General features: G+C 28.0%; 19 protein-coding genes and 1 other RNA gene. 7 read left to right on the top strand and 13 right to left on the bottom strand.

The window, feature by feature from the left end; all coding sequences use genetic code 11:
- Window positions 1–389: 389 nt before the first annotated feature.
- From GXK56_RS20085 to GXK56_RS20075, 3 genes are all read left to right on the top strand, one after another.
- Window positions 390–1,295 (top strand): DUF5685 family protein, encoded by a 906-nt coding sequence (locus GXK56_RS20085; protein ID WP_160690731.1) that lies wholly within the window; start codon window positions 390–392, stop codon window positions 1,293–1,295.
- Entirely contained in the window at window positions 1,295–1,930 is a 636-nt protein-coding gene (locus GXK56_RS20080; RefSeq protein ID WP_160690729.1) for a DnaJ domain-containing protein, read from the top strand. The genes GXK56_RS20085 and GXK56_RS20080 overlap by 1 nt, the downstream gene beginning before the upstream one ends.
- A 67-nt stretch (window positions 1,931–1,997) precedes the next feature.
- Window positions 1,998–2,489 carry a hypothetical protein gene (locus GXK56_RS20075; protein WP_160690727.1) on the top strand — a complete coding sequence of 164 codons (492 nt, stop codon included), beginning with the start codon at window positions 1,998–2,000 and terminating at the stop codon, window positions 2,487–2,489.
- Between the two features lie 109 nt (window positions 2,490–2,598).
- Here the strand turns inward: GXK56_RS20075 and GXK56_RS20070 are convergent, their stop codons facing one another.
- Window positions 2,599–3,621, bottom strand: a complete 1,023-nt coding sequence (locus GXK56_RS20070) for a pyruvate kinase (protein ID WP_160690725.1) — start codon at window positions 3,619–3,621, stop codon at window positions 2,599–2,601.
- Between the two features lie 218 nt (window positions 3,622–3,839).
- Here GXK56_RS20070 and GXK56_RS20065 point away from each other — a divergent pair, with 218 nt between their 5' ends.
- Window positions 3,840–4,319, top strand: a complete 480-nt coding sequence (locus GXK56_RS20065; protein ID WP_160690723.1) for a DUF4883 family protein — start codon at window positions 3,840–3,842, stop codon at window positions 4,317–4,319.
- A gap of 141 nt (window positions 4,320–4,460) precedes the next feature.
- On the opposite strand, the gene GXK56_RS20060 is transcribed toward GXK56_RS20065, so the two are convergent.
- Both GXK56_RS20060 and GXK56_RS20055 read right to left on the bottom strand, forming a co-directional pair.
- Window positions 4,461–6,266 carry an ABC transporter ATP-binding protein gene (locus GXK56_RS20060; RefSeq protein ID WP_160690721.1) on the bottom strand — a complete coding sequence of 602 codons (1,806 nt, stop codon included), beginning with the start codon at window positions 6,264–6,266 and terminating at the stop codon, window positions 4,461–4,463.
- A complete protein-coding gene (locus tag GXK56_RS20055; protein WP_243156194.1) occupies window positions 6,263–8,104 on the bottom strand; it encodes an ABC transporter ATP-binding protein in 1,842 nt (613 codons plus the stop codon). The genes GXK56_RS20060 and GXK56_RS20055 overlap by 4 nt, the downstream gene beginning before the upstream one ends.
- A 473-nt stretch (window positions 8,105–8,577) precedes the next feature.
- Between GXK56_RS20055 and GXK56_RS20050 the strand changes: the two genes are divergently transcribed.
- Window positions 8,578–9,438, top strand: a complete 861-nt coding sequence (locus GXK56_RS20050; protein WP_160690717.1) for a PHP domain-containing protein — start codon at window positions 8,578–8,580, stop codon at window positions 9,436–9,438.
- Window positions 9,439–9,551: 113 nt separating this feature from the next.
- Here GXK56_RS20050 and GXK56_RS20045 read toward each other — a convergent pair whose 3' ends face one another.
- Genes GXK56_RS20045 through GXK56_RS20035 form a run of 3 tightly spaced genes read right to left on the bottom strand, consistent with a single transcriptional unit; the run spans window position 9,552 to window position 12,092 of the window.
- Window positions 9,552–10,949, bottom strand: coding sequence for an aminopeptidase (locus GXK56_RS20045; protein WP_160690715.1), 1,398 nt, complete (start codon window positions 10,947–10,949; stop codon window positions 9,552–9,554).
- Between the two features lie 27 nt (window positions 10,950–10,976).
- Entirely contained in the window at window positions 10,977–11,888 is a 912-nt protein-coding gene (hprK, locus tag GXK56_RS20040; protein ID WP_160690713.1) for an HPr(Ser) kinase/phosphatase, read from the bottom strand.
- 6 nt (window positions 11,889–11,894) lie between these two features.
- The gene (locus tag GXK56_RS20035) at window positions 11,895–12,092 is read right to left on the bottom strand and encodes a DUF896 domain-containing protein (protein WP_160690711.1); all 198 of its coding nucleotides are present in this window, start codon (window positions 12,090–12,092) and stop codon (window positions 11,895–11,897) included.
- A 307-nt stretch (window positions 12,093–12,399) separates the two neighbouring features.
- Here GXK56_RS20035 and GXK56_RS20030 point away from each other — a divergent pair, with 307 nt between their 5' ends.
- Window positions 12,400–12,615, top strand: a complete 216-nt coding sequence (locus GXK56_RS20030) for a hypothetical protein (protein ID WP_160690709.1) — start codon at window positions 12,400–12,402, stop codon at window positions 12,613–12,615.
- A 247-nt stretch (window positions 12,616–12,862) separates the two neighbouring features.
- On the opposite strand, the gene ssrS is transcribed toward GXK56_RS20030, so the two are convergent.
- From ssrS to GXK56_RS20010, 4 genes are all read right to left on the bottom strand, one after another.
- A non-coding RNA gene (ssrS, locus tag GXK56_RS20025) (6S RNA) lies at window positions 12,863–13,056 on the bottom strand.
- Between the two features lie 56 nt (window positions 13,057–13,112).
- On the bottom strand, window positions 13,113–13,511 hold the full coding sequence (locus GXK56_RS20020) for a hypothetical protein (RefSeq protein ID WP_160690707.1): 399 nt from the start codon (window positions 13,509–13,511) through the stop codon (window positions 13,113–13,115).
- Window positions 13,512–13,529: 18 nt separating this feature from the next.
- Window positions 13,530–13,775: a DUF1292 domain-containing protein gene (locus GXK56_RS20015; RefSeq protein ID WP_160690705.1), complete on the bottom strand. Its 246-nt coding sequence runs from the start codon at window positions 13,773–13,775 to the stop codon at window positions 13,530–13,532.
- Window positions 13,776–14,039: 264 nt separating this feature from the next.
- Window positions 14,040–14,597, bottom strand: a complete 558-nt coding sequence (locus GXK56_RS20010) for an ECF transporter S component (protein ID WP_160690703.1) — start codon at window positions 14,595–14,597, stop codon at window positions 14,040–14,042.
- A gap of 327 nt (window positions 14,598–14,924) precedes the next feature.
- On the opposite strand from GXK56_RS20010, the gene GXK56_RS20005 reads away from it, so the two are divergent.
- The gene (locus tag GXK56_RS20005) at window positions 14,925–15,731 is read left to right on the top strand and encodes an MBL fold metallo-hydrolase (protein WP_160690701.1); all 807 of its coding nucleotides are present in this window, start codon (window positions 14,925–14,927) and stop codon (window positions 15,729–15,731) included.
- 88 nt (window positions 15,732–15,819) lie between these two features.
- On the opposite strand, the gene GXK56_RS20000 is transcribed toward GXK56_RS20005, so the two are convergent.
- The 3 genes from GXK56_RS20000 to GXK56_RS19990 form a co-directional block, all read right to left on the bottom strand.
- A complete protein-coding gene (locus GXK56_RS20000) occupies window positions 15,820–16,980 on the bottom strand; it encodes an acyltransferase (protein ID WP_160690699.1) in 1,161 nt (386 codons plus the stop codon).
- 167 nt (window positions 16,981–17,147) lie between these two features.
- Window positions 17,148–19,553, bottom strand: a complete 2,406-nt coding sequence (locus tag GXK56_RS19995; RefSeq protein WP_160690785.1) for a homocysteine S-methyltransferase family protein — start codon at window positions 19,551–19,553, stop codon at window positions 17,148–17,150.
- On the bottom strand, window positions 19,543–20,226 hold the full coding sequence (locus GXK56_RS19990) for a methionine synthase (protein WP_160690697.1): 684 nt from the start codon (window positions 20,224–20,226) through the stop codon (window positions 19,543–19,545). Before GXK56_RS19990 ends, GXK56_RS19995 begins: the two co-directional genes overlap by 11 nt.
- Between the last annotated feature and the right edge of the window lie 33 nt (window positions 20,227–20,259).

Below are 20,259 nucleotides of genomic sequence, written 5' to 3'. Positions count from 1 at the left end.
ATTTGTTTCTCACTGCATTTGTTATTATATAATAATTATTATCCGTTGTAAATACTTTTTCAAAAAAATTTTTATATTTTTATAAAATATCCCTTAATTTCATTTATAAATATATTATACCTTATTTTTTCAAAATGCACTTAAAAAATATATAAAACCGCATTTATCTATTATAAAGTTTTTCTATTTTTAAGTCTTTGATATATTATAAATATGAATTTTATCTGAACTTTTTATTATATATATCTAAACACTATTGTTCCAATGCCAAAATTTACTGTATAATTGGATTATACTTAATTTTATAAATAGGTTACTTATCTTCATTTAGGTTTTTATTAAGCAACTCTAACCTAAAGGAAGTTCTAATATATTAAGGAGTGTTTTTATTGTTTGGATATGTTACTCCATTGAAAGCTGAAATGAAAGTAAAGGATTTTGCTAGATTTAAATGCTATTATTGTGGTTTATGTTGTCATATAAAAAAAGAATTTGGAAATATACCTAGAATGTCTTTAAATTATGATATGACCTTTTTAGGTTTATTATTAGATGGATTAAATCCGGATGAATTACAAGTTTCTTCTCATCGATGTGCTCTTCACCCAGCTGAAAAGAAGCTTATAATAGCTAACAATAGAGCTTTATCTTATGCAGCAGCTATGAATATTTCATTATTCTATTACAAACTTTTGGATGATGTAAATGATGATAAAAATTTCAAAAGCCGATTTTTTTCAATTATTTTATCGCCATATAAAAAGAAATTCAATTCTTCAATAGATAAAATAAATAATAGTATAAAAGAATGCTTAAATAAACTTTCCACGTTGGAAAATAGTAAATCTTTTAATTCTATTGATGAAATATGTGATCCATTTAGTAATTTAGTTGGTATAATACTACATGATTATCCTTTTGAATTAATCAATGATTCTGAAGAACTTAGAAGTTCATTATATAACTTAGGTTATTCTATTGGTAAATGGATTTATTTAATAGATGCTTTAGATGATTTAAAATCTGACATGGAAAAAGAAAAATTTAATCCTATAAATTATTTGTATAATAAAGATAACTTGGTGTATGATAAATTTATTGATGCTATAAAACCTAAAATAGAATTTACTATTTTAAACTGTGGGTACAATGCTAAATCAAATTTAGATAGACTACAGCTTACTAGAAACAAAGATATACTATATAACATAATAGAATTAGGCTTAATGGATAAATACATAACTGTTACTAAAAATCCTGAAAGCTCAAATGAAACTAAAAGGAGAGATTTATAATGAATCCATATGAAGTATTAGGAGTAAAGCCTAATGCAACCCAAGACGAAATAAAAAGCGCTTATAGAAAGCTTATTAAACAATACCATCCTGATAAATTCTCTGACAATCCATTACAGAATTTGGCCGAAGAAAAAATGATGGAGATTAATAAAGCTTATGATATGCTAACAAAAAATTCTGGAGATAATAATAGTTATAGCTCAAATACTTCTTCAAACTATAACAATTCTAATAATTCCTACAACTATAACAGTTCTTCAAATAGTTCTCTTGATTTCCAAGAGATAAGAAGATCTATTCAATCTGGTAATTATGCATTTGCTGAAAGTAAATTAAGTTCTATGACTAATAGGACTGCAGAATGGCATTATTTATATGGTGCTGTATTACTTAATAAAGGATGGTTTGATTCTGCTCTTGAGCACATGAATACAGCCGTTTCAATGGATCCAAATAACTTTGAATACAGACAAGGTTTGAATTCATTAAGACAAAGAGGTAACAATTATTCAAATCCATATTATAGAACTACAAATACAAATAATGCAGACCTGTGCAACTGTTGTATTAATCTTTGGTGTTTAGACAGTTTGTGTGAATGTTTTGGTGGTGATTTAATCAGTTGTTGTTAATCCTCTATTTTAAAGTTTAATCTTACATATATGAAAATTAACTTTATTTTAAAGAGGTGAGGCTTTTATGAAATCAAAAAATATGGCTGAAAGTGGAGTTTTAGTAGCACTAACCCTTGTCGTTCTTTTTTCCACCTCCATTTTACCCATCAGCACTTTATCCATTATGACAATAGCTTCATGTTTAATTCCTATTGCTATTATAAGGACTTCAGTAAAAAATGCTATATTAGTATATATTGCTTCAAGCATCCTTAGCTTCTTACTAGTGCCAACTAATATAGCAATATATTATACTTTATTTTTTGGAGTATATGGAATATTTAAGTATTTTATAGAAAAAATAAGAAATATGCCTACAGAAATATTACTGAAGTTAATTTTATTTAATATATTATTGGGGATAATTTACCTAATAACTAAAACTTTTTTAAGTTTTATATATCCTAGTATTTCTTTGTGGCTTTTGTGGATGGCTGCGCAAGTAGTTTTCTTAATATATGACTATGCTTTAACACTCGCAATATCTTTTTTTGTTAATAGGTTTAATAAAATATAATTTATATTATGAATACAATACAAATTTTAAAACAATTATTTGTCTGAAATTATGTATTGTATTTTTTTATTATAATTGATATTTAATCATTTTAGTCTCTAGAAAATATTTAAATGTTATATTTATCAACTAGTTTTTTTAGAAATTCAACAGTTTTTACTGGTGCTTTTCCTATAGAAGTTTCACCAGCTAAAATAAATCCTGTTACACCTGATTTTATGAAATTATATATACTTTCAACTTCAGAAATTGATGGCATCTTCCCATTTTTCATACTATTAAAAATGTGGGTTGCTATAATTAATTCTTTTCCTTTCTTTTTTAATACTTCTTTTAATATAATTTCTTCATAAATTGGAGTGTCTTCTATTGATGTTTCAGGAATCAAATCTCCCCGTCCTATTACAATTCCTTCTGATTCATTTATAATTTTTTCTATATTATTAACGCCATTTAAAGTCTCTATTTTGGCCCATATCTTAACATCTGCTCTATTTGATTTGTTTTTATTAATAAATTCTTTTATTTCGATAATGTCTTCCTTGTCTTCAACAAATGACTGACTTATAACATCAACCTTATTGTCTATTCCCCAATTAATTGCTTCTTTATCTTTTTCACTTAGGATAAAGGGTCTCCTTTCTAAATTTTTTATATTACATCCTTTTCCTTTTCTAATTATTCCACCTCTAAGTGTAAACACTTTAATAATGTCATTCTTTTTATCTATAACATTAAAAATCATAGTATTTTCCTTTATTCCAATTTGATCATAATCACTTATTGATAAAATTTTATTTTCTATATTGAGAGGAATAATTTTAATTTTCATTTTACTTATGTTATCTTTTATTTCTTCATATTTATCTTCACCGCAAAAATATATTTCCTCACCATCGTAAACTTTATATATATATTCAAAACTATTGGATACTCTCACTTTTGTACCGGAAAGATCTAATATTATTTTAATCTCGTTTTTTATTTCTTTTGCGTTTTTTAATATTTCTAAAAACTCAACTGTACTGCCATGAACAAAATTAAACCTTAATGCATTTACTCCACTATCGATTATTCCTTTAAGCACAGTTCTATCTTTTATATTTGGCCCCACTGTTCCTATTATATACATAATGTCCTCCAAATTATCCTTACTCTGTTTATAATATTATTAAAACTAGCCAATTATCACTTTGACATATAAAGAAAATTTAATGACTTTATGTTCTAACACTTATAATTAAATATGATGTCAACAATTTCGCCAATTGAGATCAAATCTAATATCATACTTATTTATTATTTTTCATATATAAAAGATATAAATATTTTTATTGGAGATGAGTTAATTTGAAAAAATCTAATTTAATTATTATAATCTTACTACTCTTTTTTACATTAACTAGCTGCAGCATTGAAAACCCAAAATACATAAATTTTTCTGCAAAACCTAATAATCATTATTACACAGACCAATTGGAAAATAAAATTTTAACAGATGATAATTTTACCCTATATGTTTTCGATACAAATTTATATAAAGAGATGGAAGTACCAAAAGATGAAAATAATATAATTAAAAATTTTTTATCCTCATTGGTTTTAGAAAATTATACTGATAGCGAAATAAGCAACAAAGAAATTTACAGAATAAAAATTGTTTTTAGTAATGATAAATACTTAATTAAAGTATTTGACAATTCTACAATTTCCCTTTCTCCTTGGGATGGTAACTATAAAGAAGATATTATTCTTATAAAAGATTTACCTTTGAGATATAATTTAATTGATTTTTGTAATCATATTGCAAATAAGCCCCTATCTAATTAGATTTATTCAAGTTAATATCTGTAGTTACACTCTTAGTTTTATTACAATATTTAAACTAATTTAATAAACCATGCATATAAGGCATTCAAACCCTTATGCATGGTTATTTAACGTATATTCTCAATTATTTCTTTGTAAAACTTACACTGCTAAATACTGTCCTGCTTGTACACGCCACATTTCCGCATATTTCCCATTTAGTTTCAAAAGCTCCTCATGACTTCCTGCTTCAACAATTCTTCCATTTTCTAACATAAAAATTTTATCTGCCAAACGCGTTGTAGATAATCTATGAGAAATAAAAATCACTGTTTTATTTTCAGTTGCCTTAAGCATTGAATGATTTAGTTGATATTCAGCTATTGGGTCAAGAGCTGAAGATGGCTCATCTAAAATAATCAATCCTGAATCTTTATAAAACGCTCTTGAAATAGCAATCTTTTGAGCTTCTCCACCAGATAAATCTAATCCTTTTTCATCAAATTCAGTGGTTATTGGAGTATTAAGTCCTTGTTCTAAACTTAAAAACCTTTCTCCAAAGCCGCTTTGATTTAATGCTTTAATAATATCTGCATCAAAAACATTTTCTACATTATCCATCAAAACATTTTCACTTAAGGTTGCTGCATAAAGTTTATAATCTTGAAAAACTGTTCCAATATAATTGTGATATTCCTTAACATCAAAGTCTTTAATATTTCTTCCATCTAAAAGAATATTTCCACTTTTAGTATCATACAGACGCATAATCAATTTTATTAAGGTAGTTTTACCTGCTCCATTATAGCCTACAAGTGCAATTTTTTCATTTGGACGAATTGTCATATTTAAATTATTAATAATATTTCCATCTTCCTCCTTGTAAGAAAAATAAACATTGTTAAATTCAATTTTCTTTGACTCCTTTGGTACTCCAAGCATTTTTTCACTTACAATCTCTGGTTCATAATTTAAAAAATTACGAATTTTATCAACATATAAGCTAGTTTCACTAGCATATGGATAAACTTCTGTAATCACACGAAGGCTTGATTTTAATCTTCCAAATGAATTAAATAAAATCACAACACTGCTATAGGAAATTGCATGCAATACTACTGTTTTATACACTAAATATGTAATATACAATACATCACTAATAAAATCATTGCATACATAATCTTTAATAAATGTAATTATGAATTTTCTTTTAGCATTTGCTTTATCAATTTTATATATTGCATCATTTGCTTCTTTGAATTGCTTAAACAACTTACTTGAAACATCTGGATTTAATCGTAACTCTTTAGCATAATCATTTAGATAAAAAACTCTATTAATATAAGATCTTTTTCTTTCATTGGGGTTTTTTTCTAAGCGAATCTTATAATTAATCTTATTAATTATCTGCATAAAAGTAAAAGAACTCAAAAATGAAAGTAAAACAAAAAATACAGAAACTAAATCTTTTGATATGAAAAAAGCACCTGTTGTAATAAATACTGTCAATCCATAAAATACCTTGTTTAAAAGCTCCAACATCCTGTCCACTTGTTTATCCGCTTCAGAAACAGCTAAAACAAATTCATTATAATATTCAGGATTATCATAGCATTCTAAATCAAGCTCCTGAGCTTTTTCATAAAGCATACACTTTACCTTTTGTTTAATTTTAGGCAATCCTTTTTTTCCAAATAACTCTTGCGCAAATGTACCATAAATCATTCCTGCAAGTATTAAAAAGAATAAAATTACTATAAATATGGCCACTTCACGAAATGGTCTTCCAAATTCAACAGATTCTAATACAAATCCAATCCCATAGGTATGTTCAAAAAAAATCAAAAATTGATTTCTCACCACATCAATAATATATGTAATAATATATAAAGGTGCAGCTGAAAAACATATTTTAAATATAAATAAATTATTATCTAATACCTGCTTAAAGGATTGTTTTTCCTTCATAACTCTACCCCCTCAACATTATCTAAAGCGAGATAATTCATTGCTTGTTTTTTATACATATCTGCATAGACTCCATTGATCTTCATCAATTCTTCATGTGTCCCCTGTTCAATAAGTTTTCCTTGCTCTAGCATGAATACTTTATCGGCACTACGTACAGATGATAGACGATGTGAAATAAATATCATTGTTTTCTCCTTGCTTTCCTTCATTATACTTTCGTACAACTCATACTCCGCAATTGGATCTAATGCTGAAGAAGGTTCATCATAAACTTTAATTGGACAATTCTGAACAAAGGTTCTTGCAACAGCAATTTTCTGATATTGTCCTCCAGAAAGTATAGCTCCATTTTCATCAAATTCCTTAGTCAAAGTGGTATTAATACCATTAGGAAGAGTCTCTATCTTGTCATAAACACCAGCTTTTTTCAAAGCATCTATAACTATCTCATTTTCATTTTCACAAGAATACCCCATTAATATATTGTCTTTAATAGGAAGTGCAAAAACTTTATAATCTTGAAATGCAGCAGCAAACAATTTTCTATATGCCCTCAAATTATATTCCTTAATGTTTCTTCCATTCACAAAAATTTCCCCCTCTGTTGGGTCATACAAACGAAATAGTAATTTTATAATAGTAGACTTACCAGCTCCATTATGACCTACTAAAGCTACTACACTATTTCCCTCTATACAAAAATTCAAGTTTTTGATTGTACATTCCTTGCCTTTATATGAAAAACTTACATTATGAAACTCTATTGATGAAATAATAGCTTCTGGAATAATTCCATCCCAGTCTTCTGGAATGACTTCTTTATATTCTATAAAGCTTCGAAGATTTTTAACAAATAAACCATTTTTCATAGTTTGTACTATTGCATCAAAAAGACCAATTAAGATCCACGTAGAAGAAACCATAATGCTTGAAAGAACAGCCATTTCCGAAAGCGAAATACTTTTTACTACAATTGCTTTATATGAACCATATAACAATACACCTTCAAAAATTATTGAAAAGGTAAAAACAACTTTTAAAACAATTATAGGCATAATCTTAGGTGCATACTTTACTGCAATAGATACGCTTCTATCTACAGACGTCCTATACTTTTGCATAATCAATTTGTAAATATTGGACAGCCTCATTTCCTTAGCATATTCGGCAAGATACATGAGCCTATTTACATATTGAGACACTCTTTCATTTGGTATATTTTCTTCATATCTTTTTAGTTCCAGCTTATTTAAAATACCACCAAAGAAGAAATTACCTATTATCGGAAAAATAACAAACAACACTGCCACTTTATCAATTGAATACATTGAATAAAAAGCAATAACCGTTGCAACCACACCTGTAATAACCCCCCAGACATTCTTAATAACACTTGTAATTTTCTCTCCTGAACCATCAATTGCCATAGTATATTTATTGTAGAATTCCGGATTTTCAAAACAGTTAAGTTCAACATTCCTTGCCTTTTGATAAAGTTTCTCATAAAGCCCCTGATATATTACAGTATCATTTAATGGAAAAATAACATTGCTAGTATAGCTTCTATATAGTGCAATTAAAGCAAATATTGCACAAGTAACTAAAATAAATTGAAATATATATTCAAAACCTTTTTCATTTTCGATTGCATTAATTATATACCTCATAAAAACTGCACTAAAAAAAATCCATTCAAAATATCCCAAGGATACTAATATGAATTCGTGTATTATTCTAGCTTTACTAATCCCCCAACCTATTTTTAAAGCAAAAAGGTTATTTTTTATAGAAGACGTATTAGAAACCTCTTTTTCTATCTTTTCCAACTTATTCACCCCTTATCTCATTTCTTATAAGCATATTCTCTATGGCTTTTTTTCTCCATTAGAAAATAATTAAAAATACAAGAAAGATTTTTCACTTAAATATGTCATATGTTAAATTCATTGTAATTGTTATCATATTTACTCTATTTTATATTACATATATTTTGCAAAAAAATCTCGCAATATATTATCTAATTATAGACATTTATTACTATAGTTTAACAATTTTCATTTTTTTGCTATTTATATAATGTACAGAAAAGTTTGATAAAATAATTTCTTTCCTTTACCTCTTTATGATATTATACTATTATTAATCCCATACTAATCATTGTAATAAATGTTACACTTCTAATATTTAAATAAATCACGTTAATTCTCGCATAGTTGTGTGTGTATTTATTATAAATAATATATTAATGCTTATTTTAATATATTAGAATTTTTGAATTAAAATCCAGCATAGTCGGAGGTTTTATTATATGCTAAAATCAGATTTTCATATTCATACCAGCTTTTCGGACGGAACCCTATCTCCTGCTGAAGTTATTCAAAGAGCTTATAATAACAATGTTAAAGTATTAGCTATTACTGATCACGACACTTTAACTGGTTTAGATGAAGCTCTCGAAGAAAGTGTTAAACATAACATTATACTAATTCCTGGAATCGAATTATCAACACAGCACAATAATGAAAGTATTCACATATTAGGCTTTTTCAAAAACGCTGATTATAAAAGTAAAGAATTTACAGAAGAACTGGACAAGATTAAAAATCACAGGGTAATTAGGGCAAGAAAAATGGTTCATAAACTTAAAGAAGAATTCACCATTGAAGTTAACTTTGAAAAAATACTTAATAATGCTAGTGATACAGTTGCTAGACCTCATATTGCAAGAGAAATCATAAAATGTGGATATCCTTATACTGTTGATGAAATTTTTGATAATTTCATTGGAAAAGGATGTAAAGCATATGTTCCTACTTTAAAATTATCTACTTCTGATGGGATTGCTCTTTTAAAAAAATATAATGCCCTAGTATTTTTAGCACATCCAAAGTTAATTCAAAAATCTAACATAAATGAATTTTTATCCTTAGATTTAGATGGTATAGAAAGTATCTATTGCCAAAATACAAAAGAAGAAAATGAGTATTATGTGAATCTTGCAAAAGAACATAATTTATTAATTTCCTGTGGCTCCGATTTTCACGGCAGTCTAGAAACTGATACACGTCATACTGATATTGGTTCCATGGAACTTCCAGCTGAATACTTATCAAGCTTACTTTCAGCTTTAAATTTATCTTCAGTATTGAGTAAAATTAATACAATATAAATCAATGTATGGATAATTTATATTACGAATTTTACTATGCAAAACTTATACAAATAACAAAAGATATCATAAAATAACTAAAATCCAGTCATTTTATGATATCTTTTATTTCATTAAGCTTCTATTAAAAAGGCTCTATACCCTTTCATTGTTTCATATATATCAACTTTACTAGCAACTTCCCATGGTGCATGCATATTATGAAGAGCAACACCACAATCAATTACTTCCATGTTATATTGAGCTAAAATGTATGCAATAGTTCCGCCGCCACCAGCATCAACTTTTCCAAGTTCTGCAGTTTGAATTGAAACATTATGTTTTTCCATTATGTGTCTGAGTTCTGCCATATATTCAGCATTTGCATCGTTGCAGCCTGATTTTCCTCTAGCTCCAGTATATTTGTTGAATACCATACCTTTTCCAAAGAAGGCTGCATTTTTCTTTTCCATTACAGCTGGATAATTAGGATCATAAGCTGCACTTACATCTGATGATAACATTTTTGAATTCGAAAGACATCTTCTAAATTTAAGATCTGAATATCCTTCAAGGCTGTCAATAATTTCAGCCACAACATTTTCAAAAAATCTAGATTGCATTCCAGTAGCGCCAATGCTTCCTACTTCTTCTTTATCAACTAATAAACAACAGCAAGTCTTGTCAGTTTCTTTTATATCAAACATAGCCAATAATGAAGTGTATGAACAAACTCTATCATCATGTCCATATGCCATAACCATACTTCTATCTAAGCCGTAATCTCTAGCTTTTCCTGCTGGAACAACTTCTATTTCTGCTGATAAGAAATCTTCTTCTTCAAAATCATATTTTTCCTTAAGTAGTTTTAAAACATTAGCTTTAACAGCATCTTTTTCTGTATCCTTTAAAGGCATGCTTCCAACTAATACGTTAAGGTCTTCACCTTCAACTACCTTATCACCTTTTTTACCCATTTGATCACCAGCTAAATGAATTAAAAGATCAGAAACTCCAACAACAGGATCACTATCCTCTTCACCAATACAAATATCTATTACAGTTCCATCTTTCTTTACTACAACTCCGTGTAATGCTAATGGTAATGTAACCCATTGATATTTTTTAATTCCACCATAATAGTGTGTTTCAAGCAATGATAATTCACTATCTTCATATAATGGATTTTGTTTTAAATCTAGTCTTGGAGAATCAATATGAGCACCTAATATTTTTAGTCCTTTTTCCATAGGCTCGTTTCCTATAATAAATAAAGCAATAGTCTTTCCTTTATTATTTGCATAAACCTTATCTCCAGACTGTAACTTTTTATTTTGTTTAATATACTCTTCTATATCTTTATATCCTTGTGCTTTTGCTAATTCTATTACTTCATTAACACATTCTCTTTCCGTTTTGCATTTAGACATAAATTCTTTATAACCTTCACAGAAGTTAAATATATCTTCAACTTCTTTAGAGCTATATTTATTCCATGCATTTTTACTCATTTCTTTCTTGTCATTTTTCATAACTGTCACTCCTTTTATTTAAAGCTTTTACGCTTCATTAATATCATTCATTCTGCTTTCTATTACATCTACAGGCGTAATATTAGACATTAATGCATGTCTATAATTAACTGCCGCTGCTTCTATAATTACAGCAATATTTCTACCTGGTCTAACAGGAACAGTAAGCTTTTTAACATTTACCCCTAATATGTTCATATATTCATTGTCTATTCCTAGTCTATCATAGTCATTATCATCTTTCCAATGTTCAAAGTGCATAACTAATTTTATTTCTTTTTCTTCAACTACAGAACTTAATCCATATAAGGTAGTTACATCAATAATTCCAATTCCTCTGACTTCAAGCATACCAATAGTTATCTTAGGTGATCTTCCTATTAACTGTCCATCTATTTCTTTAATGTCAACAGCATCATCTGTAATAAGTCTATGACCTCTCTTAATAAGTTCTAATGCTGTTTCACTCTTTCCTATTCCACTTTCTCCAGTAATTAAAATACCTATACCAGAAACGTCACATAATACACCATGCAATCTAGTTTCTGGTGCAAGTTTATCCGCTAAATATATTGTAGTTTTACTTATAAATTGTGTAGTTACTAAATCACTTCTTACTACCCAAACTTTATGTTTTGTGGCTTCCTTAATAAATTCAGGATGAGGCTCTAAACCTCTTGTTATAATTAAACAATTTATATCAAAGCTGAAATATTTTTTTACTCTTTTCTTTCTTAATTCTATTTGCATATAATCTAAGAAACTCCATTCAGCTTTTCCTATAACTTGTATTCTTTCTGGAGCAAAGTAATTGTAAAATCCAGCCAGCTGTAACCCCGGTCTGTTTATATCATTAACGGATATTTCTACATCTTCTTTACCTTCTACTAAAACTTCTAAATTTAAGTCATCTATTAACTTCTTAACTGAAACGCCCACTTCTTATCATCCCTTTTTCCCTTTTTTTAATTCAATTCCATCTAACTGTGCCTTAAAATTTCTTTTTACATTATCTATATATCTTTGTCTAAGTTTTCCCTGTAATTCTTTTTCTTCTACTGTTAATTCTCTTTCTTGACTAATTCTATATAATGAATTAATTTTTTCTACAACATCTTCTATTTTAGCATTTTGAACATCCATTACTTTTCATCCTTTCTATACATCTAACAATAATTTTACCATTTTAAATAATATAATCAATACGAATTTTTTCGACATACTTCATTTACTTAATTTGATTTGTGTCGAACGATTCGCCTGTAAATTTTATCCATTTGTGTTTTTAGATGACACTTATTATTCAGAATAATATCTTATATACTTGTAAATTTACTCTTTTTGCTAACTATTGTCATTAATTGTAATATGAAATATTTTTACATTTTTTCCTTTCTTGGTTATAATAAATTTATAGTAACAAATAAACCTATTTGCAGGAGGTGTGATTATGAAAAAATATGTATTTTCGAAACTAAAATGTAATATATTCATTAGAAAGCACTTGCTTAACCTTTTATTATTATTCTTTTCACCAAGAACCAAATTTATGATTACTTTATCTCAAAATTTGGACAAGTATATTGTTTTATATCAAAAAGAATTATTTTCTTCATATGACCTCAAACAACATGCTTCAAAATCAGTCAGCGAAGTAGCAGCTTAATATATATTCTTTTACATTATTTTTATTAATTCAAATGATTTAAGATTATTTCACAAATTCACTATCAAGTTCCAAAAACTTACTATTCATTAATGAACCTAGTTAAATAATTTTTAGCTAGGTTTTTACTTTTCATATAAATTTCCACATTTTAGGCTATACCGTACAGTTCACGCTTGCAATTTCATATTCTTTTATTTTATATACAACAAAAAAGCACCTCATTACTGAGGTGTTGATCTCAATTATAGTTCCCAACATGCCGTTCACCTATATATTCAAAGCCTGCGCCTCGCAGGTGGGTTAAACTCAATCCACTTCTGCCTTCTTTTATCACAATATGTGATTTAAATAAAGCCTGACATTCATGAATACTGTCGTAAATCCCGATAATGTAATGTAGGTTGAATATCATAAGCTTATCGCACATCTCAGGAAATCTATAATCATATTATAGCATAACATTTTATATTTTCAAGTGGATTTTACCGGTACTTTTACTCATAGTAATCGTTTAATATATCTTCCATTTCTAAATCTGTTAAATCCTCTGAAAATATAGTTATAAATTTAAAGTAATCACTATCTACATTTTCCATTCCTAGCTCTTTATATTTAGCTTCAATTTCATATTCTTCCATTATTTCTTCTAATATTGATTCAACATTATCTACGGCAATATCTTTTAAATATGGAAGATAATATTCCTTATACCACTCATCACTTTCAGGCTCAAAATCACTTTCTTCAGTTGAATAAGCTTTAGCTGCATTGATTTCTTCTTTATCAAAATCATAGTAAAATTTTAAAACAATATAATCACTTTTCCGTTTTAATTCTTCTATGTCTTCTAAATCATTATCTTCTAAATAGCTTATTATCTCTGAACTCTTCATAAATTTCACCTCTTATAATTAGTATAATAATTTTTTATATTCCTTTTTTATCTCTTCAAATTCCTTGTCATCTTCTACAAGATTTAATTCTTCATTACCGTTTTCATCAACATCTATTCTAAAAGCAAACATATCGTCGCAGCCTTCTTCTAGTGGTGACAATAGTAAGTAACCTTGCTCTTCTAAGTAAATCTTAGCTATAGCTTCAAAATCAACCTTATTTCCATCTTCATCTTTAAATGACATTATCTCTTTTTCTTCCAAAACGTTCACCTCATTTTTTAATTTTAAGCATGACACATTATTTTCAAATGCCTTATGCTTATTTAAAATTCATTTAACTTTATAGATCTCTAATTAATTTAAGCAATAACCGAACTTTCTATAACCAATTTTTAAATTAATTCTAACCTTATTATATGATATTTAACATTTTTGTCTATATCTTTTTAACATTTTCCATTAATTCAAAACAGAAAAAGAACTTAATTCATCTTTTTTAAGAATTAAGCTCTGCTTTGCAATATATTAGATTTTAGAATTTTCAACTAATAAACCTTGATTTTCACTTTTAAATTCACCAAAAACATTATAAATATCTTTATTTCTTGCTTTTGCTACTGCTTTAACTATTGCATAAGCTATTGTGCTGTCAACAGCATGATGGAGCATACTTCCTACTGCTGTTACAATAAGCAATTGATACACATTAAATCCTATAAATGGTATCACTACCAACATCTCTAATATACCATGAATTGGAGCTGTAATAATAGCCGCTTTTATGTAGCTTTGATTACTCATAATAATACGTGCTCCCACATATCCTACAACAATATGAGTTGCAGCTCTAGCTACTACTGGTGCAGGTGTTCCCGATATTAGAAATCCAATCGTAGATCCAACCCCAACTACAACTGCCACTACTGGCGATATTAACATCGCTAACATCATTGGTACATGTGCTGCTAGTGTAGCTGTAAAAGGCGGAATTATAATTTTTAAAAATCCAAATTGAATAGGAATTATTATTGCAAGCGCAGTAAGCAATCCTGCATATACCATTTGTTTTATTTTATTATTCATTTTAGTTATTTCCTCCTTAAACTTTAACTGTATATACACAAGTATATCTTATATATACTCACAAGTAAATATCTTTATATTTTTTTATATTGGATATTTATTCATATTAAGAAGTAATGCCTTCATGGAATTTAAACTTTACGCAACTTACTAAGTTATAATGTACTAAATTAAAGAATTTAATCATAATGAAATATTGTTATGTTGTTGTAATTATTCTATATACCTTTTATAATATAATTTGTTTTTATAAAAATTTTATGCTCTACATATACAATTTTCGGTTTTAATTTGAAAAATATTTTTTATACAATAGGAGATGTAAATATGGAAAAAGTACATATACTCGGCACTGGCTCTGCAATGGTTACAAAATGTTATAATACCTGCTTCACATTATCAAAGGATGAGGAGCATTTTCTTATAGATGCAGGTGGTGGTAATACTATCTTAACTAATTTGGAAAAATCAAATATATCTATTAATCAAATACATAATATGTTTATTTCTCACAATCATAATGATCACATATTAGGCAGCGTTTGGATAATCCGTGCTGTTGCTCAAAGTATATTAAATGGTAAATATACAGGGAGCTTCAATATCTATTGTCATAAAACTTCAATAGATGCAATTAAAACAATTTGTTCTTATGTTCTTCAAAAAAAATTCTTAAATTTATTTGATTCACGAATTGTATTTAATGAAATCAAAGATGGTTCTACTGCAATTATTCTTGATAGAGCTACAACATTCTTTAACATACAAAGCACAAAAGATCTTCAACATGGATTTAAAACAATTTTAACTAATGGCAAATCCTTGACATTTTTGGGTGATGAACCTTATAGAGAAACAATAAAAGCTTACAGCGAAAATGTAGATTATATATTTCATGAAGCTTTTTGTCTTTATTCTCAAAAAGAAATATTCAAGCCTTACGAAAAGCACCATGCTACTGCAAAAGATGCTTGTAAAAATGCAAGGGAATTAAATGTTAAAAATGTTATTTTATATCATACAGAAGATAAGAATTTAGCAAACAGAAAAGAGCTTTACATAAAAGAAGGACAAGAAGAGTTTAATGGTAAAATCTATATGCCTGATGATTTAGATATAATAGATTTATTATAATATTGTAAATAAGAGCCCTGAAATAAATGAAGTAAATATTGATTACTCCGTTTATTTCAGGGCTCTTGTAGATTAATTTAATTACTTTCTATTGCTTTATAAACTTTTTTAGCAAGTAATTTGTTTTAATATTTTTTTCTGCCAAATTTTCTTTATAATCCACTATTGTTTTTAAATTTAAATGAGATCTTTTAGCACCTGTTAAATATTCTGAAAAAGGAATATAACTTATCATCTTCATTAGTAGAGGAGTTACTATTACAGTTATTATTAAAGTTAATGTACCTATGAACAGATAATTTCTAGTATTAAATTCAATAATAATTTGATTTGATACATAATTAACTACAATAATGTGTGCCATATATGCACCAAATGAATAATCTCCTATAATTTTAACCATCCTATAAATAATATCTTTTTCTACCAATTTTACAGCTGCTAGGTAAAATACAATTATTGAAAATATCATATATAGCAAATAAGCACCTTTTATAGAATCAATTTTCCCTATTTCATTAAAAAAAGCATATGAAAGTAAAAATGCGTAGCTTACTAAAATGATAATTTTGTGTTTTATAATTTTTTTCTTTAAGTAATCATAATTTAAAATAAAACAAATACCAATTAAAAAATATAAATACCAAAACAATGGCGATATATCTATAATTCTTTGTTGTATCTCTGTTGGAATCCCAAATATTAGTTTTCCCATATTATCTGAAATATCCCCTTGAAATTTCAAAACTTCATAATAAATACCAGATAATAAAATAAAAATTCCAATTCTAAACTTAACTTTCAACGAATGAACTTTCTTAACTAACCAAAGAATAATAGGAAAATATAGAAATATTCTTATTACCATTCCCATATACCAAAGATGAAATCCACCATTTCCTCCAATGACTTCAGTTACAAAATCTTTGAATCTATCTTCATTCCCAAGTTCTATCATATTTATTGCAGACCATATTATATATGGTATAAGTATATATTTTATCCTTTTTAAATAATAACTTTTATAATCTAACTTTTTAGAGTGTGAATAAAATAATGCAACTGCACTTATAAATAGAAAAATTGGTACTGCAGGAGTAGCCATTATATAAATTATTTTCATAACAATATAACTGTTATATGGAATCCCTTCAATATTTGAATATCCCCCTAAAGTATGCTGAACTACAACAAAAATAAAAGCTATAGCCCTTAAAATATCTATTTCACGTAATCGTTCCTGTTTCATATTGATCCTCTTTTCTACAAAAATTACTGCATCTATATACTGCTTGTCCAAAACCAAATATTATTATAACACAATACTATAAATTGTAAAATTCCAGTAAAGAAAGAGAATGCTCACGCACTCTCTTCCTTAAGCATATTATTTTATTCTTACAAGATTTTACGCTATTATCCTAATACTTTTTTAGCTATTTCAACTGATTCTTTTGCATCCTTAGCATAGAAATCAGCTCCTATTCTTTCTGCAGAATCAGCCGTCACAACAGCCCCTCCTACAAAAATTTTACCTTTATAGCCATCTTCCTTTAGTGCTTTTATGGTTTCTTCCATACTTCTAACTGTAGTCGTCATAAGAGCACTTAATCCAATTAAGGAAACCTTATGCCTTTTAGCCTCTTCTACTACTGTTTCAATAGGAACATCTTTTCCTAAATCTATCATTTCATAGCCATAGTTCTCTAAAATAACCTTAACTATATTTTTTCCTATGTCATGAATATCACCTTTTACAGTTGCAACTATAATCTTACCTTTTGAAATTGACTTCGAATTACTCTTAGCTATTTGTGCTTTTAATACCTCAAAAGCATTTTTTACAGTTTCAGCAGCCTGTATTAATTGAGGCAGGAACAATTCACCTTTTTCATATTTATACCCCACTTCATCTAAGGCAGGGATTAAATATTTATTAACTATTTCAAGTTCTTCATGATCAGCTAAAAGATCTATTGTAGCCTGTTTAGCTTCCTCTTTTAGACCTTTTATTACAATATATTTCAGATCATGTTCACTATTTGAATCATTACTGCCATTAGAATTATTGCCATTTTTAACAGTAACAGTACTCTTTAAATCAACATTTGCATAATTACTAATGTATACTTCAGCATTCTTATCATGGTTATATAAAACATTATAAGAATGTATGACTCTCATCATTCCTTCTGCATTTGGATTCATTATAGGCATATCCAATCCATTTGCAAGAGCTAAAGCTAAGAAGGTTTCATTTATTAGTTCTCTGTTTGGAAGCCCAAAAGATATATTTGAAACTCCAAGTACAGTTTTAACTCCTAATTTTTCCTTTACCATTCTTACAGCTTTTAATGTTTCCTGAACCTCTTCTTGTTGTGCTGATACAGTAAGTACTAAACAATCGATAAAAACATCTTCCTTCTTTATACCATATTCAGCAGCTCTCTTTACAATCTTTTCTGCTATAGCAAATCTCTGTTCAGCTTTAGTAGGAATTCCATTATCATCTAAAGTTAATCCAACAACACTAGCTCCATATTTTTTTACTAATGGAAGTATTGTATCTAAAACCTTCTCTTCTCCATTTACTGAATTCAATATAGGCTTTCCATTATAATATCTTAAACCTGTTTCTATGGCATTAATATCTGATGAATCTATTTGAAGTGGAGTATCCATTATTCCTTGAATTTCTTTTATTACTTTACGCATCATTTTAGGTTCATCAATTTCAGGTAACCCTACATTAACATCTAAAATAGGAGCTCCTGCTTCTACTTGCTCGATTCCTTGCTTTAAAATATAATCTAAATCTTCATTTTTTAATGCTTCTTTAAATAATTTCTTACCAGTTGGATTAATTCTTTCACCAATAATTCTAACTCCATCTATTCTTACTACTTTTGATGGTGTGCAAATTGCTGCATAACTTTCGTTATTTACAGGCTCAAGCTTTTTATCTTTTACTCTGTCAGCCAACTCTCTTATATAATCTGGATTTGTACCACAGCAGCCTCCAATTACTCTAACACCTGAATTAATAAAGCTGCATAAAGTATCGGCAAATTCTTCTTTTGTAACATCGTATTTTGTTTCATTTCCTATTGATAAGGTTGGAAGACCTGCATTAGGCTGAACCATTACTGGAATATGAGCTAAACTGCATATTTCTTCAATTATAGGCTTTAATTGTTTTGGTCCAAGTGAACAATTAACTCCAAGAGCATCTACTCCAAGGCCTTCTAAAACAAGTACCATAGCTTCTGGAGAGCAGCCTGTAAATGTTCTTAAATTTTCTTCAAAAGTCATTGTAGCAAATACAGGTAAATCAGAGTTTTCCTTTGCTGCAAGCACTGCTGCCTTAAGCTCATATAAATCTGTCATTGTTTCAAGTAAAATTATATCTGCACCTGACTTACTTCCTTGAACCACTTGACGTTTAAAGATTTCATAAGCTCTGTCAAAGCTCAATGTTCCCATAGGCTCTAATAATTCTCCTATAGGTCCTATATCTAATGCAATATATGTATTACTGCTTCCTTTTGCTTTTTTAGCTATTTGTATTGCTGAATCAACAACCTCTTCAACTTCTAAATTACAAAGCTTTAATTTTAGCTCATTAGCTCCAAATGTATTTGTAGATATTACATTAGCTCCACTTTCTATATATTCTCTATGAATTTCTTCTATTATATTGGGTTCCTTTAAATTCAAAACTTCTGGATTTTCACCAAGCTTTAAGCCTTTCTTTTGAAGTATAGTCCCCATTGCTCCATCAAAAATCAAAATGTTGTCTTTTATATATTCTTTAAGCCCCACAACTTTCTCCCTCTCTCCTAAAACTGCAATTTTCATAATTACTACATTCTTTGCAGCTCTTTCTTTTCTTTTCTTTTCCATTATTCACTATTCCTATTATAGCCGTAACAGACTTTCTAGGAAATAATAAATTATTTTCTGATACTGTAAGCCCTATTTTCTTGCCAGCATCTAATGCTCTTAAAAAGCTATTTTGAACATCTAACGGTAAATCTCCATATCCTGGACTATACCTAAATGTTATATTCATTCCATTTGAAATTGCTTTTTCCTTAACACCATTTTCTACTATATCACACACTTCTTCTACTGCTGTTGTAGCACAAGCATCTAAAATAAGTGCCTTTGTTAAATTTGTTTTTTCATATAGCCGCGTTTTTCTTTCTATTTCGTTTCCTAAGGTTACTGCCATTAATACACATTCTGTTGAATTCTTTAAATGCTCTCTTATGTCATTTCCCTTTAAAATTAAGTTTGTAGTAATAACTTCTACTCCCTCATCAACTGGTTTTATATTTTTATATGTATATACTACTCTTGGTTGGATTATTCTTTTCACTTCGTCTCTACATTCATCAATTGTATTTAATAAAGTTTCATCTATATCTTGGCCTTTATGACCTAAATATCTTAGTACTTCATCTTTGTTTATCTCAAGTTCAAAGTTTTCCATATACGCACCCCCAATTCAGTTATGAGTTAAGAA

Source organism: Clostridium sp. C2-6-12 (assembly GCF_009928485.1).
Classification (GTDB): Bacteria; Bacillota; Clostridia; order Clostridiales; family Clostridiaceae; genus Clostridium.
The sequence above is the reverse complement of the archived record's forward strand: the minus strand, read 5'-3'. Positions and strand labels throughout refer to the sequence as shown.